13 protein-coding genes are annotated in these 14,338 nt (G+C 75.4%); 11 read left to right on the plus strand and 2 right to left on the minus strand.

Annotated elements, in window-relative coordinates; translation table 11 throughout:
- Nucleotides 1-118 precede the first annotated feature (118 nt).
- Entirely contained in the window at nucleotides 119-766 is a 648-nt protein-coding gene (locus ACI79O_RS14970; protein ID WP_456877061.1) for a response regulator transcription factor, read from the minus strand.
- 392 nt (nucleotides 767-1,158) lie between these two features.
- Nucleotides 1,159-1,821 carry a LuxR C-terminal-related transcriptional regulator gene (locus ACI79O_RS14975; RefSeq protein WP_456886291.1) on the minus strand — a complete coding sequence of 221 codons (663 nt, stop codon included), beginning with the start codon at nucleotides 1,819-1,821 and terminating at the stop codon, nucleotides 1,159-1,161.
- Nucleotides 1,822-2,258: 437 nt separating this feature from the next.
- Between ACI79O_RS14975 and ACI79O_RS14980 the strand changes: the two genes are divergently transcribed.
- The 11 genes from ACI79O_RS14980 (at nucleotide 2,259) to ACI79O_RS15030 (ending at nucleotide 14,334) form a co-directional block, all read left to right on the plus strand.
- Nucleotides 2,259-2,585 (plus strand): TcmI family type II polyketide cyclase, encoded by a 327-nt coding sequence (locus ACI79O_RS14980; protein ID WP_456877063.1) that lies wholly within the window; start codon nucleotides 2,259-2,261, stop codon nucleotides 2,583-2,585.
- Nucleotides 2,582-4,339 (plus strand): acetyl-CoA carboxylase carboxyl transferase subunit alpha, encoded by a 1,758-nt coding sequence (gene accA, locus ACI79O_RS14985; RefSeq protein ID WP_456877064.1) that lies wholly within the window; start codon nucleotides 2,582-2,584, stop codon nucleotides 4,337-4,339. Before ACI79O_RS14980 ends, accA begins: the two co-directional genes overlap by 4 nt.
- Nucleotides 4,326-4,853 (plus strand): acetyl-CoA carboxylase biotin carboxyl carrier protein, encoded by a 528-nt coding sequence (accB, locus tag ACI79O_RS14990; protein WP_456886293.1) that lies wholly within the window; start codon nucleotides 4,326-4,328, stop codon nucleotides 4,851-4,853. The genes accA and accB overlap by 14 nt, the downstream gene beginning before the upstream one ends.
- Entirely contained in the window at nucleotides 4,850-6,589 is a 1,740-nt protein-coding gene (locus ACI79O_RS14995) for an acetyl-CoA carboxylase biotin carboxylase subunit (RefSeq protein WP_456886296.1), read from the plus strand. The genes accB and ACI79O_RS14995 overlap by 4 nt, the downstream gene beginning before the upstream one ends.
- A gap of 95 nt (nucleotides 6,590-6,684) precedes the next feature.
- Nucleotides 6,685-7,176 carry an SRPBCC family protein gene (locus ACI79O_RS15000; RefSeq protein WP_456877067.1) on the plus strand — a complete coding sequence of 164 codons (492 nt, stop codon included), beginning with the start codon at nucleotides 6,685-6,687 and terminating at the stop codon, nucleotides 7,174-7,176.
- Between the two features lies 1 nt (nucleotide 7,177).
- The gene (locus ACI79O_RS15005) at nucleotides 7,178-8,134 is read left to right on the plus strand and encodes an ACP S-malonyltransferase (RefSeq protein WP_456914546.1); all 957 of its coding nucleotides are present in this window, start codon (nucleotides 7,178-7,180) and stop codon (nucleotides 8,132-8,134) included.
- Between the two features lie 57 nt (nucleotides 8,135-8,191).
- Nucleotides 8,192-8,617, plus strand: a complete 426-nt coding sequence (locus ACI79O_RS15010; protein ID WP_456877069.1) for a cupin domain-containing protein — start codon at nucleotides 8,192-8,194, stop codon at nucleotides 8,615-8,617.
- Entirely contained in the window at nucleotides 8,614-9,909 is a 1,296-nt protein-coding gene (locus ACI79O_RS15015; RefSeq protein WP_456886300.1) for a beta-ketoacyl-[acyl-carrier-protein] synthase family protein, read from the plus strand. The genes ACI79O_RS15010 and ACI79O_RS15015 overlap by 4 nt, the downstream gene beginning before the upstream one ends.
- Nucleotides 9,906-11,144, plus strand: coding sequence for a beta-ketoacyl synthase N-terminal-like domain-containing protein (locus ACI79O_RS15020; RefSeq protein WP_456886302.1), 1,239 nt, complete (start codon nucleotides 9,906-9,908; stop codon nucleotides 11,142-11,144). The genes ACI79O_RS15015 and ACI79O_RS15020 overlap by 4 nt, the downstream gene beginning before the upstream one ends.
- Complete coding sequence (locus ACI79O_RS15025; RefSeq protein WP_456877072.1) at nucleotides 11,141-11,503, plus strand: antibiotic biosynthesis monooxygenase family protein; 363 nt, start codon at nucleotides 11,141-11,143, stop codon at nucleotides 11,501-11,503. The genes ACI79O_RS15020 and ACI79O_RS15025 overlap by 4 nt, the downstream gene beginning before the upstream one ends.
- 35 nt (nucleotides 11,504-11,538) lie before the next feature.
- Nucleotides 11,539-14,334, plus strand: coding sequence for an FAD-dependent monooxygenase (locus tag ACI79O_RS15030; protein WP_456914547.1), 2,796 nt, complete (start codon nucleotides 11,539-11,541; stop codon nucleotides 14,332-14,334).
- Nucleotides 14,335-14,338: the final 4 nt, after the last annotated feature.

Consider the following 14,338-nt stretch of genomic DNA (forward strand, 5'->3'; position numbering starts at 1 on the left):
CGACCCCTCGCCGGGCGCGCCCCTCGGTCGCCGGTCGCGCGCCCCGGGTCGGACCCGTCCCACCCGGAGCGCCGGGACCGCCGTGGCCGGGCACCCCGCTGCGGACGGCGGCCCGGCGTCAGACCGCGGGTGACCGGTCGCGGTTCACCAGGATGGCCAGCTGGGTCCGGCTGCGGACCCCGAGCCGTCGCATGGAGGCGGTCAGGTGGCTCTTGACCGTCGCCAGGCTGAGGAACAGCCGGCGGGCGATCTCCTCGTTGCTGAGGCCCTGCGCCACCAGCTCGGCGACGTCGCGCTGCCGGTCGGTGAGCCGGTCGAGGACGCGCTCGGGACCCTGCGCCGGCGCCGTGGGGTCGGCCAGGTAGCGGACCAGGTGGCTGGTGGCCGAGGAGTCGATGGCCGGCTCGTGCCGGGACAGAGCGCGCACGGCCTCGACCAGCCGGGCGGCGCAGGAGCGCCGGGGGAGATAGCCCCGGACGCCGGCACGCAGCACCTCGACCAGCTCGGCGCCGGGGTCCTCCCGCCGCTCGGCGAGCACCAGCACCGACGCCCCCAGGTGGCAGAGGTCCCGCAGCAGCGGCAGCGTGGCGCCCTGGACGAGACCCTGCCGCGCGACCACCACCTGCACCGGGACGTCCGCGGCGACGCTCAGCGCCCCGGGCAGGTGCTCGGTCTCCGCGACGACGGCCATGTCGGGCTCGGCCTCGAGGACCACGCGCAGGCCCAGCCGGAAGACCTCCTGGTCCTCGCAGAGCAGGATCCGCACCAGGCTGGACGGTGGCCGAGCGAGCACGGGCCGGACCGGCCGGGGGACCGCTCGGGCCCGCGGAGGACCCGCGTGCCCGGGCGCGGTCGCGCCAGGACCGTTCGGACGGTGCAGCCGCGGGCCCGGGAGCCCCCCTCTGCTCGGGAGGTCATCTGGACTCATCCTGTTCCCCTGTCCGGTCGGTGACGGGGTGTGGAGGCCGGGGTTCTCCAGCCGAACGGAACCTGTTCGTCTCAGCGGATCTGGTGAAACCGTAGCGCGCAACCGGTCTGTGCAGGCAGGAACTGTGCACGGGAGTCACAGCTCACGTCCAGGCTCCTGCCAGGCACCGGGGCGACACTCCGCCTCCGTCCGTCCGGCCAGTACGCAGAGTCATCCCCACGACACGGAGGTCAACCGTTGGCGGGGCCCACCTGGCGGCCGTCGTCCGGCCCGGGCCGGGGCCTGCGGTTGACGTGGATCGCCAGCTGGGTGCGGTCGCGCAGGCCCAGCCTCCGCAGCGCCACGGTGATGTGGCCCTTGACGGTCGCGCGGCTGACCTGCAGCCGGGCGGCGATCTCCGCGTTGGTCAGCCCCTCGGCGACGAGCTCGGACACCGCCTGCTGGCGCGCGGTGAGCGGGTTGCCGTTGGTCGGCTGGGACGCCGGCCGGCTCCCGTCGAGCTGGTGCAGCAGTTCGCCGGTGACGGTGGCGTCGAGCAGGGTCTCGCCCCGCAGCACGGCCCGCACCCCCTCGACGAGGCGGTCGGAGCTCACGGTGGTGTGCACGTAGCCGCGTGCGCCCGCGCGCAGGGCCTCGACCATGTCGCCGCCGCTGCCGGCCTCGCCCAGGAGCACCACGCGGGTGCCCGTGGCCGTCAGGGCCCGCACCAGGTCGGGGATCGCCGGGCCCTGTGTCCCGAGTCCTACCAGGGTGACCTCCGGCCGCAGCTCGGCGGCCAGTGTGAGGGCGGCGTCGGCGTCCGCGGCCTCGGCCACCACGACGAGGTCGGGCGCCCAGCGCAGCACTGCGCGGAGACCGTGCCGCAGCACCTCGTGGTCGTCGCAGATCAACACCCGGGCCCGGGGGACGCCACCGTTCCGGGCATCATCCCGTGGAGGGAGTCTCCCCTCCGGTTCGCCGCCCATGCGTCTGCTCCGCTCAGGTCCGGCGCCCTGCGCCCCCATACCTGAGACGGACAGTAGAGATGGCGCGCGACCCTCCGCCACCGTCCGTGTCCCCACCGTGCGGGAACGGGGGACCGATTCATACCCAGGTATGGAGTGAGGGGCTCCCCGAGGCGGGACCGTCCCCGCCTGGGGTGCTGCACCCGGGGGTGCGCGACCCCTCCGGGGGCGTCCTCCCTGGTGACCGGCCCCCTCCACCCCCGGGCGACCCTGCAGGATCCGACCGCTGGCCGGTGTCCCGGGCGGGTCCCCCGCCCTAACGTCCTCGGGCATCCGTCCCCGGCCCGCCCGCTCCCGGCCGGCCCCGCAGCGACGCTGGAGAGCCCGTGCACCAGACCATGATCATCGCGAGGATGAACCCGGGGGACGCGGACCGCGTCGCCGACGTCTTCGCCCGCTCCGACGCGACGTCCATGCCCCAGGAGATCGGTGTGCGGCACCGGTCCCTGTTCACCTTCCACGAGCTCTACGTCCACCTCATCGAGTTCGACCGCCCGCCGGCCGAGGCGATGCGGGTGGCGCAGTCGCTGCCGTCCTTCCGCTCGGTGAGCGAGGAGCTGCGGCCCTACATCAACGCCTACGACCCGGGCTGGCGCTCGCCCCAGGACGCGATGGCGCGCCGCTTCTACGAGTGGTCGGCGGAGCGGTCGTGACCGCGACCACGCCGACCCGGCGCCCGACGTCGGCGGCCGGCTCGGCCGACTGGGTCAGCTGCCCCAGCTGCGGCTGGCTGCTGTACCGCAAGCGGCTGGAGCGCAACCTGTCGGTCTGCCCGGAGTGTGACCACCACCTGCGCCTGGGCGCCCGCGAGCGCATCGGGCTGCTGGCCGACCCGGGCACCTTCGACGAGCAGACCTGCCCCCCGGGACCGCCCGACCCGCTGTCGTTCAGCGACCTGCGCGACTACCGCGACCGGCTGCTCGAGGCCGCCGCCAGCTCGGGTGAGTCCGAGGCCGTCGTCGCCGGCACCGCCCGCATCGGCGGCACCGAGGTGGTCCTCGCCGCGATGGACTTCGGGTTCCTCGGCGGCAGCATGGGCATCGAGGTGGGCCGCCGCGTGAGCGCGGCCGCGGACCTCGCGGTGGAGCGCCGGCTGCCCCTGGTCGTCGTCTGCGCCAGCGGCGGCGCACGCATGCAGGAGGGCGTCTTCTCGCTGTTCCAGATGGCGCGGGTCAGCCAGGCCTTCGCCCAGCTGCGCGAGTCGGGGCTGCTGTCGGTCTGCGTGCTCACCGACCCCACCTACGGCGGGGTGTCGGCGTCCTTCGCCACGCTGGCCGCCGTCCTGGTCGGCGAGCGGGGCGCGCACGTCGGGTTCGCCGGCCCCCGGGTGGTGCAGGAGACGATCCGCGCCGAGCTGCCCAGCGACTTCCAGACGGCGGAGTTCCTGCTGGCCCACGGGCTGGTCGACCGGGTCGAGAGCCGGGCCGAGCTGCGCCCGCTGCTGGTCCGCCTGCTCGACCTGCACGGCCGCCCGGTCCTCCCCCGCTCCGGCACCGCCGTCACCCGGACGGAGGTCACCGAGCCCGCGCCCGCCGACCCCGGCCCCGCGGCGCGCGACGCCGACGCCTGGGACGTCGTCCAGCGGGCGCGGGTCGCCGGCCGGCCGACCACGCTGGACTACCTCGCCACCGCCTTCGACGACTTCGTCGAGCTGCACGGCGACCGCACGTTCGCCGACGACCCCGCGATCGTCGGCGGCGTCGCCTCGCTCGACGGGCGCCCGGTGGTGGTGATCGGCCACGAGAAGGGCCACTCGGTCCGCGAGCGCGTGGCCCGCAACTTCGGCATGCCGCACCCCGAGGGCTACCGCAAGGCGATGCGGCTCATGGCGCACGCCGAGTCCTCGGGCCTGCCGGTGGTCACGCTGGTCGACACCCCCGGCGCCCACCCCGGCCCCGCGGCCGAGGAGCGCGGCCAGTCGCACGCCATCGCCGAGACGATCATGCGCAGCAGCCGGCTGCGCGTCCCGGTGGTCTCCGTGCTGACCGGCGAGGGGGGCAGCGGCGGGGCCCTCGCCCTGTGCACCTCCGACCGGCTGCTGGTCCTGGAGAACGCCTACCTCTCGGTCATCAGCCCCGAGGGCTGCGCGGCGATCCTCTGGCGGACGGCGTCGGCCGCACCCACCGCCGCCCGTGCCATGCGGCTGGGCGCCCCTCACCTGTGCGCCAGCGGCATCGCGACCTCGGTGGTGACCGAGCCGCCGGGCGGGGCGCACGCCGACCCCCTCGACGCGGCCCGGCGGGTCCGCGCGGCCCTGGTCGCCGACCTCGACGAGCTGTGCCGCCTCGACGTCGCGACGCTCCTGGCGCTGCGCACCCGGCGGCTCTCGCGGATCGGCGGGGACGAGGCCCGACCACTGCGCGTCGTGCCGGTGCCCACGGGAGGGGACGACCGTGCGGCCGGCTGAGCTGTCCCCGCGCGCCGGCGGCGCGGAGGACCGGGACGAGGCCGCACGCTCGCTGCAGGAGGAGGTCCTCGACCTCGCCCGCGCGCTGCCCGGGCCGCTGCGGCGGCTGACGGTGCGCAGCGGGGACCGGTCGGTGGAGGTCGAGTGGGCCGCCGACGTCGTCGTCGGCCCGCCCGCGCCGGCCCCCGCCCCGGCGGCCGGTGCTCTGCAGGCGGTGGCCCCGGAGGCGGAGCCCGCCGCCGCGCCGGAGGTCCCCGAGGGCGCGGTCGCCGTCCGCGCGCCGCTGGTCGGCACCTTCTACGCCGCGCCCTCCCCCGGCGCCGAGCCGTTCGTGCGGGTCGGCGACGAGGTGGAGAGCGGCCAGACGCTCGGGATCGTCGAGGCGATGAAGCTGATGAACCCGATCGTGGCCGACTCCGCGGGCGTGGTCGCCGAGGTCCGGGTCGGCGACGCCGAGTCCGTCGAGTACGACCAGGTCCTGCTGCTGCTGCGCCCGCCCGGGAGTCCGCGGTGATCGGCCGGCTGCTCATCGCCAACCGCGGCGAGATCGCCGTCCGGGTCGCCCGCGCCTGCCGGGAGCTCGGCATCGAGGTGGTGGCCGTGCACTCGACGGCCGACCGCGACTCCGCGGTCGTGGAGATGGCCGACGAGGCGGTGCACATCGGGCCGCCGGCACCGCGGGCGAGCTACCTGCACGTGCCCAACCTCGTGGAGGCGGCGCTGCGCAGCGGCGCGGACGCCGTCCACCCCGGCTACGGCTTCCTCTCCGAGGACCCCGACTTCGCCGAGATCTGCGACGCCGAGGGACTGACCTTCGTCGGCCCGCCGCCCGAGGTCATGCAGCTCATGGGCAACAAGGCGACGGCGCGCCGGCTCATGGCCGACGCCGGGCTGCCGCTGCTGCCCGGCGTGGTCGACCCGGTCCGCACGGCCGAGGAGGGCCAGCGGATCGCCGCCGAGATCGGCTACCCGGTGATCATCAAGGCCGCGGCCGGCGGCGGCGGGCGCGGGATGACCGTCGTCCGCGGGCCGGAGGACTTCGCCGAGGCGTTCACCACCACCCAGACGGTGGCCCGCGCGGTGTTCCGCGACCCCACCGTCTACGTCGAGCGCTACCTCTCCGGCGCCCGGCACGTGGAGGTGCAGGTCCTCTGCGACGCCCACGGCTCCGGCATCTACCTGGGCGAGCGGGACTGCTCGCTGCAGCGCCGGCACCAGAAGCTGCTGGAGGAGGGCCCGGCCGGGCACCTCTCCCCGGCGCAGCGGGCCGAGCTCGGCGAGATGGCCGTCCGCGGCGCGCTGTCGGTCGGCTACGCCGGCGCGGGGACCGTCGAGTTCCTCGTCGACGACGCCGGGCGCGCGTACTTCATGGAGATGAACGCGCGCATCCAGGTCGAGCACCCGGTCACCGAGCTGCTGACCGGCATCGACCTGGTCCGCGAGCAGCTGCTGGTCGCCGGCGGCGAGCCGCTGCGGCTGCGGCAGGAGGACGTCGTCGTCCGCGGGGCGGCCATCGAGTGCCGGATCAACGCCGAGGACCCCGCCCGCGGGTTCGCCCCCGCACCGGGCCGGCTCGACGTGCTGCGGGTCCCCGACGGCCCGTGGACGCGCTTCGACACCGGCTACCGCCAGGGCGACACCATCAGCCCGCACTACGACTCGCTGCTCGGCAAGCTCGTCGTCTGGGCGCCCGACCGCGAGCAGGCGATCCGGCGGATGGACCGGGCGCTGGCCGAGCTGCGCGTCGAGGGTCCCGGCGTCCACACCACCACCGCCCTGCACCGCGCCATGCTGCGCGACCCCGACGTGCGCGCCGACCGGCACGACGTCCAGTTCCTCGACCGCCGGCTGCCCGACCTGGTGGCCCGCGCGGCGCTCATCGCGGCGTGCCCGGAGCCGGCCCTGCCGGCCGCCCTCCGCGGCCCGCTGCACCTCGTCCCGGACGGCGAGCCCGCCGTCCCGGCGTCCCGTCCGCACCACCGTCCCGAGGAGGACACCGCCATGACCGCCTTCGACCAGACCGACCTCATGCAGCTGCTCACCGAGAAGGCGGGGCTGCCGTCGTCGGCGCACACCACCGACCCCGACGCCCGCTTCGCCGACGTGGGCCTGGACTCCCTGGCCTTCCTGTCCCTGCAGACCGCCCTGCAGGACCGCTTCGGCACCGAGCTGCCCGACGACAGCGCCGACCGCTACACGTTCGGCGAGATCGTCGAGGCCGTCCGCGCCGGGCAGGCCCAGCCGGCCTAGATGAAGGACCCCCTCGCCCCCCAGCACTCGCACGCTCGCGCCGGGGCCCTGCGAGGGGGCCGTCCCGTCCTCCACCGATCCGAGGAGCGCTCCGCATGACCAGCACCGACAGCCCGCAGACCGCGACCGTCGGACACACCGACAACTCGATCCTGATCGACGCCGACATCGACCACGTGTGGGCGATGACCAACGACCTGGCGTCCTGGCCGGACCTGTTCACCGAGTACCGCTCGGTGGAGATCCTGGAGCAGACCGACACCTGGTTCCGCTTCCGGCTCACCATGCACCCGGACGAGTCCGGGCGGACCTGGAGCTGGGTGTCCGAGCGGACCCTCGACCCCGCCGCGCGCGAGGTCCGCGCCCGCCGGGTCGAGCCCGGCCCGTTCGAGTTCATGGACATCCACTGGACCTACGCGCCGGAGGGCAGCGGCACCCGGATGCGCTGGGTGCAGGACTTCCGGATGCGGCCCGAGGCGCCCATCGACACCGAGGGGATGACCCGCCGGATCGACGCGAACAGCAAGATCCAGATGGGCATCATCAAGGACAAGGTCGAGGCCGCCGCACCGGGGTCGGAGCGGTGAGGTGAGCGCCGCGCGGGGTCCCGCCGTCCTCCTCCCCGGTGAGGAGGCCTCCCGGCCCGGGATGGTCGACCCGTGGCTGGCCGACCCGGTGGCGGCCGCCACCGTGACCGAGGTCGACGCCGTCGTCGGCCGCGACGTCGCCGCCTGGTGGCGGGACCCCGCGACCGCACCCGACCCCGTCGCCACCCACCTCGAGGTGGTCGTCACCGGGGTCGCCGGCTTCCGCTCGCTGGCCGCCCGCGGCCTGGACCCGGTGGTCGTGGCCGGGCACGGCGTCGGCGAGTACGCCGCCCTCGTGGCCGCCGGTGCCCTGCAGCTCGACCAGGTGGTCGAGCTGGTGCACTGGCGTGCCGAGCTGCTCGGGCTGGCGCCGCGGCCCTCGGCCGCCGGCCTGGCCGCGGTCCTCGGGCAGGACGCCGAGGCCGTCGCCCGCTCGGCCATCGCGGTCGCCGGGATGGACGGGCCGCTGTGCCTCGCCGCCCTCGACGGGCCCGAGCGCGCGGTGCTGGCCGGCGGCCGCAGCGAGCTGGCGCACGCCGGCGAGCTGGTCCGCGCGGCGGGGCTGGACCTGGTCCGGCTGCCCGGGCGGGCGCCCTGCGGCGGCCCGCTGGTGCAGAAGGTCGCCGCCCACCTCGCGACGGCGCTGGCCGACCTCGACTGGTCGGTCCCCGACGTGCCCGTCGTGCCCAACGCCGACGCCGAGCCGACCCGTGACCCCGACCGGCTCGCCGCGGCGCTGCGCCGCCACCTCACCGCCACGGTGCTCTGGGAGGCCACCTCCCGGGTGCTGGTGGACCTCGGGGCGACGTCGGCGGTCGAGATCGGCGCCGAACCGGTGCTCGGTCCCCTGGTCCGCCAGGTCCACCCCGACCTGCCGGTCCACCTGGCCGCAGGGCCCGGCGCCCCCGTCCCCACCGACGTCCCGGGGCCCGCGTTCGCGGGCTCCCCGGCCGCCTGACCCGCCCGACCCCCGAACCGCCGGCCGCCCCGGCCGCCGGCCCACCTGAGGAGAGAGATGACCACGATCCAGCACGCGCCGGCCACGCCGACGCGCTGCGGCCCCACCGTCCACCGGGCCGACACCCCGCCCAACCGCCGTCGCGGCGGTGACATCCGGGTGCTGCTCTCCCCGGCCAGCGTCGGCTCGACCGCCGGGTTCATGGGCACGCTCACCCTCGAGCCCGGCGAGGTCGTGACCGAGCACTGGCACCCCTACTCCGAGGAGTTCCTCTACTGCCAGGCCGGCGACGTCCTGGTCACCCTCGACGGCGAGCCGCGGCGGCTGGTCGCCGAGTCCGCCGTGCACATCCCGATCGGCGTCCGGCACCGGATCGTCAACGACACGGAGACGACGGCGACGTTCGTCTTCCTGTGCGGCCCGCTGGCACCGCGGCCCGACCTGGGGCACGTCGACACCGAGCCCGCCCCGGGCGTGCGGTGACCACCGGGAGGCGCCGCGTCGTCGTCACCGGCATCGGGGTGGTGGCGCCCGGCTCCATGGGCCGCGAGGGGTTCTGGGACATGATCACCGCCGGCCGGACGGCGACGCGGCGGATCTCGTTCTTCGACCCGGCGCGCTTCCGCTCGCAGGTCGCCGCCGAGGTGGACTTCGACGGCCGCAAGCAGGGCCTCACCGCCCAGGAGGTGCACCGCAACGACCGCTTCGTGCAGATGGCGATGGTCGCCGCGGACGAGGCGGTCGCCGACAGCGGGCTGCGGTTCGGGGTCGGCGGGGCCGACGACGCTCCCGACCCCGACCGGGTCGGCGTCACCCTCGGCAGCGCCGTCGGGGCGACGATGCGGCTGGAGCAGGAGTACGTGTCGGTCAGCGACGCCGGCCGGCTGTGGGAGGTCGACCCGCGCTACGCGTCGCGGTACCTGATGCACGCGCTGGTGCCCAGCTGCGGCGCCACCGAGCTGGCCGTCCGCTTCGGCGCGCACGGCCCGGCCACGGTGGTGTCCACCGGCTGCACGTCGGGCATCGACTCGATCGGGTACGGCGCCCAGCTGGTGGAGGACGGCGACGCCGACGTCGTGCTGGCCGGGGCCAGCGACGCCCCGATCTCGCCGATCTCGATGGCCTGCTTCGACACGATCCGGGCCACCACCGACAGCAACGACGACCCCGAGCACGCCTCCAAGCCCTTCGACGCCCGCCGCAACGGGTTCGTCATGGGCGAGGGCGCGGCGGTGCTGGTGCTCGAGGAGCTCGAGCACGCGAGGGCGCGCGGCGCGGAGGTCTACTGCGAGGTGACCGGCTACGCCAGCCGCTGCAACGCCTTCCACATGACCGGCCTCAAGCCCGACGGGCTGGAGATGGCCGAGGCGATCACCGTCGCGCTCGACCAGGGACGGATCGACCCGGACGAGGTCGGCTACGTCAACGCGCACGGCTCGGGGACCAAGCAGAACGACCGGCACGAGACAGCGGCGGTCAAGCGCAGCCTGGGCTCGGCGGCCGGCCGGGTCGCGATGAGCTCGATCAAGTCGATGGTGGGTCACTCGTTGGGCGCCATCGGGTCGATCGAGGTCGCCGCCACCGCGCTGGCGGTCAGCCGCGGCGTCCTGCCGCCCACGGCCAACTACGAGGTGCCCGATCCCGAGTGCGACCTCGACTACGTGCCGAAGGTGGCGCGGGAGCAGAAGGTCGACGTCGCCATCTCGGTCGGCAGCGGCTTCGGCGGGTTCCAGTCGGCGATCGTGCTGGCCGCGCCCACCCGGAGGGAGTCGTGAGCGGACTGCTGGTCACCGGGATCGGCGTCGTCGCGCCCACCGGCATCGGCGTGGAGGAGCACTGGGCGTCGCTGGTGCGCGGCGAGCCGGCCATCCGGCCGGTCGAGGGCTTCGACGCCCAGCGCTACGGCATCACCCTCGCCGGGCAGGTGCGCGACTTCGTGCCCGCCGACCACGTGTCGCCGCAGCTGATGGTGCAGACCGACCGGTGGACCTGGATGTCCCTGGCTGCGGCGACGCTGGCCGCCGAGGACGCCGGGTACACCGCGCCGGAGGACGCGTACGCGACGTCGGTGTTCCTGGCCTCGGGCTCGGGCGGCAACGAGTTCAGCCAGCACGAGATCCAGGGGCTGTGGGCCAAGGGACCCAGGTCGGTGGGCGCCTACCAGTCGATCGCCTGGTTCTACGCGGCCAGCACCGGCCAGGTGTCCATCCGCGACGGGTTCAAGGGCCCTTCCGGCGTCGTCGTCACCGAGGGCGCCGGCGGGCTGGACAGCATCGGCTGGGCCCGCCGGGTGGTCCGGCGCGGCACCCCGGCGGTGCTGGTCGGCGGCACCGAGGCCGGGCTGTGCCCGTACGCGCTGCTGTGCCAGGCCACCGGCGGACGGCTGTCGACCGCGCAGCGGCCCGAGGACGCCTACAAGCCCTTCGACCGGCGGGCCAACGGCCACGTGATCGGCGAGGGCGGGGCGATCCTGCTGCTCGAGGAGCCCGGGGCGGCCCGCGCCCGCGGCGTCCGCCGGGTGTGGGGCGAGGTGGCCGGCTACGCGGCCACCCACGACGCCCACCACCACGAGGACCCGGCCCCCGACGCCGTCCAGTACGCGCGGGCGATCCGGCTGTCGCTGGCCGATGCCGGCGTCACCCCCGACGAGGTGGACCTCGTCCTCGCCGACGGCGCCGGGGTGCCCGAGCTCGACCGGCTCGAGCTCGACGCGATCGCGGCGGTATTCGGGGACCGGGCGACGCCGGTGCCGGTGTCGGCGCCGTCGTCGTGGACCGGCCGGCTCATGGCCGGCGGCTCGGCGCTGGCCGTGGCCACCGCCCTGCTGGCGATGCGCGACGGGATCGTCCCCGGGACCGCCCACCTCGACGACCCGGTCGACGCCCCCGGGGTCGACCTGGTCACCAGCAGCCGGGTGCAGGACCTGTCCACCGTGGTGGTCCTCGCCCGCGGCACCGGTGGCTTCAACAGCAGCCTGGTGCTGCGCCGATCCGAGGGAGCGACGCCATGACGGCCGCGGAGGCAACCGGCGGGGTCCCCCGGGCCGGCGTCCGGACGATCCTGCGGATGCGCACCCGCGAGGGCTGCGAGGCGGCGTTCGAGGCGGCCTGGCACCGGGCGGCGGCCGAGATCAGCCGGGTGCCGGGCAACCTGCGCCAGGAGCTGGTCCGGGACGCCGACGACCCGCGGACGTTCCTCATCACCAGCGACTGGACCGACCGCGCCGCCGTGGACGGCTTCGGCCGCAGCGCCGCCCGCGAGACGCTCACCGAGGCGCTGCGCGACCTGCGCGAGGACGCCGCCCGGAACACCTACGAGGTGCTCGCCGTCGTCCCGGGCGCGAGCCGCCCGGCGCAGGACCCGGCATGACGGCACCTGTGGGCGCACGGGGGGACCGGGCCGGCGTGCGGACTCTGCTGCGGATGCGGGCGCGGGAGGGCTGCGAGGCGCTGTTCGAGGCGGCCTGGCACCGGGCGGCGGCCGAGATCAGCCGGGTGCCGGGCAACCTGCGCCAGGAGCTGATGCGCGACGAGGCCGACCCGCGCTGGTTCGCCATCGTCAGCGACTGGACCGACCGGACGTCGGTGGACGCCTTCGGCCGCAGCGCCGCCCGGGAGACGCTCACCGAGGCGCTGCGCGACCTGCGCGACGACGCCACCCGCTCGACCTTCACCGTGCTGGCGACGGTGGAGGCCGAGCGGCCCCGGCCGGTGCGCATCGACTTCTCCACCAGCGTCAAGCCGGGCGAGCAGGTGGCCTTCGAGCGCGCCTACACCACGGTCACCGAGCGGATCGGGGACTCCCGCGGGTACGTGCGCGAGGAGCTGCTGCGCGACGCGAGCGGCCTGCGCTACCACATCTTCGCGGAGTGGGAGTCCGAGGACGACTTCGTGCAGTGGGTCGAGGACCCCTCGCACATGGTGGCCGGCGCCCCGCTGGCCCGCTGGCACTCGGTCGAGTTCCGGCGTGAGGTGCTCGAGATCCGCCGGCGGGCCGACGACGACGCGGACTTCCCGCTGCTGGTCTCGCCCGGCGGGGACGTCGAGGTCGAGCGGGTGCGCGTCGACTCCGCCATCGTCGTCGAGCCGTGGGAGCAGGAGGCATTCGAGCTCGCCTACCTCGCCGCCGCGCAGCTCGCCCGCAGCGCTCCCGGCCACGCCCGCGAGGAGCTGCTGCGCGAGACCGACGGGCGGTGCTACCACGTCGTCGCCGAGTGGGACTCCGAGCAGCACTTCACCGACTGGACCGCGGAGCCGGCGAACTGGGCCGGCGGACCGCTGGGCCGCTGGCTGACGCGCGGTGAGGAGCGCAGGGTCTTCGCGTTGCGCGCCCGGCCGCTGCCGCCGTCGCGAGCCACCGGGGTCGTCCCCGCGGCCGTGCCCCCGGCACCGGAGACGGCGGACACCGGGCCGATCCCGGCTCCCGCGGAGCTCCCGCGCACGGTGCCCAGCGCCAGCGTGCAGGAGTTCGTCGAGAAGCCCGACGACGGGCACGTCGCCGCGGCGGCGCAGCCGTGGGCCGCCGCCGACCTCGACGGCGCCCCGGTCCCCTCCGGTCGCGCGGTCGAGGTGCTGGTCGTCGGCGCCGGCCCGGCCGGCCTGACGCACGCCATCGAGCTGGCCCGCCGCGGGGTCGCGGTCCGCGTCGTGGACAAGCGTCCCCAGGCCTCGACCCAGGCGGACAAGGCGATCGGCATCCACTGCCGGACGATGGAGATCTGGGAGGACCAGGGCATCGTCACCGAGGCGATGGACGCCGGGATCTGGCTGCACGGCCAGACGGTGTTCGTCAACGGCGAGCAGACCCACCAGGTCGACTGGGCCGGCCTCGACGAGCTGCCCTACGCGCACCTGGGGCTGCCGCAGTACGACACCGAGCGGATCCTCGAGGCCCGGTTGGGAGCCTCCGGCGTGCTCGTCGAGCGCGGGGTGGAGCTGGTGGCCTTCACCCAGGACGACGAGGGCGTCACCGCACGGCTGCAGCACGCTTCGGGCGCGGTGGAGACCACCCGGGCGCAGTACCTGGTCGGCTGCGACGGCGCGCACAGCGCCGTCCGGTCCGGTCTCGGGCTCGCCTTCGAGGGCGGGCTGTCGATGTTCCCGCAGCTCTTCATGCTCGGCGACGTCGACGTCGACTGGGACCTGCCGGCCGGCCACCTGGTGCGCTTCGTGCGCATCGAGGACGACGAGTTCACCGGGATGCTGGTGTGCGTCCCGCTCAAGGGCCGCAACCGCTACCGGATCGCGACCCTCGCCCCGCAGCGGTGGCAGGAGGCCGTCGGCTCCGGCGCGGTGCCGGCCGGGTTCTGGCAGGAGTACGAGCCGCCGACGCTGGCTGACGTGCAGGCCGCGATCGACGACCTGGGCCCGGCCGGGACGACGGCGAGCAACCTCCGGTGGTCGTCGATCTTCCGGATCAAGCACGGGATCGTCGACCGCTACCGCGAGGGGCGGGTGTTCGTCGCCGGCGACGCGGCGCACCTGCACCCGCCGGCGGGCGGGCAGGGCATGAACACCGGGATCCAGGACGCCTGGAACCTCGGCTGGAAGCTCGCTCTCGCCGTCCGCGGGCTGGCCGCTCCCGGACTGCTCGACAGCTACGAGGCCGAACGTCGTCCTGCCGGCAAGATGATCGTCGACCGGGCCGTGTCCATCGCGTTCACCGACGAGATGGACATGGAGGACGAGAAGGCGCAGTTCCTGCTCGAGATGCAGATGACCATGAACTACGCCGGCAGTCCGCTGGTCGGCCAGACACCGGGCGGGGAGACCCTCCCGGCCGGGCCGGAGCCCGGGCACCGGGCGCCGGACGTGCAGGGTCTCCGGCGCTTCGGCGTGGCCCACCCGCTGCGGCTGTTCGACCTGACCCGCGGCACCCGCTCGACGCTGCTGCTCTACGCCGATCCGGGCGCGTCGGAGGAGCAGGTGCTGGCGCTGGAGAAGCTGGCCGTGGGCGTGCGCCAGCAGAGCCGCGGAGAGGTCGAGGCGTACCTGGTCGCCGACCCGGACCTCCCGGTGCCCCTGCTGGTCGACCTGCCGGTCGTCCGCGACGCCGACCGCACCTTCGCCGCCGCCTACGGCGTGGCGGGCGCCGGGACGGCGGTCTACCTGGTCCGTCCCGACGGCCACGTCGGATTCCGCAGCCGCCTCGTGCAGGAGACCCCGCTGCTCGACCACCTGGCCGGCGTGTTCGCCCGGTGACCTC

The sequence above is a fragment of the Geodermatophilus sp. SYSU D00696 genome, from assembly GCF_054050235.1.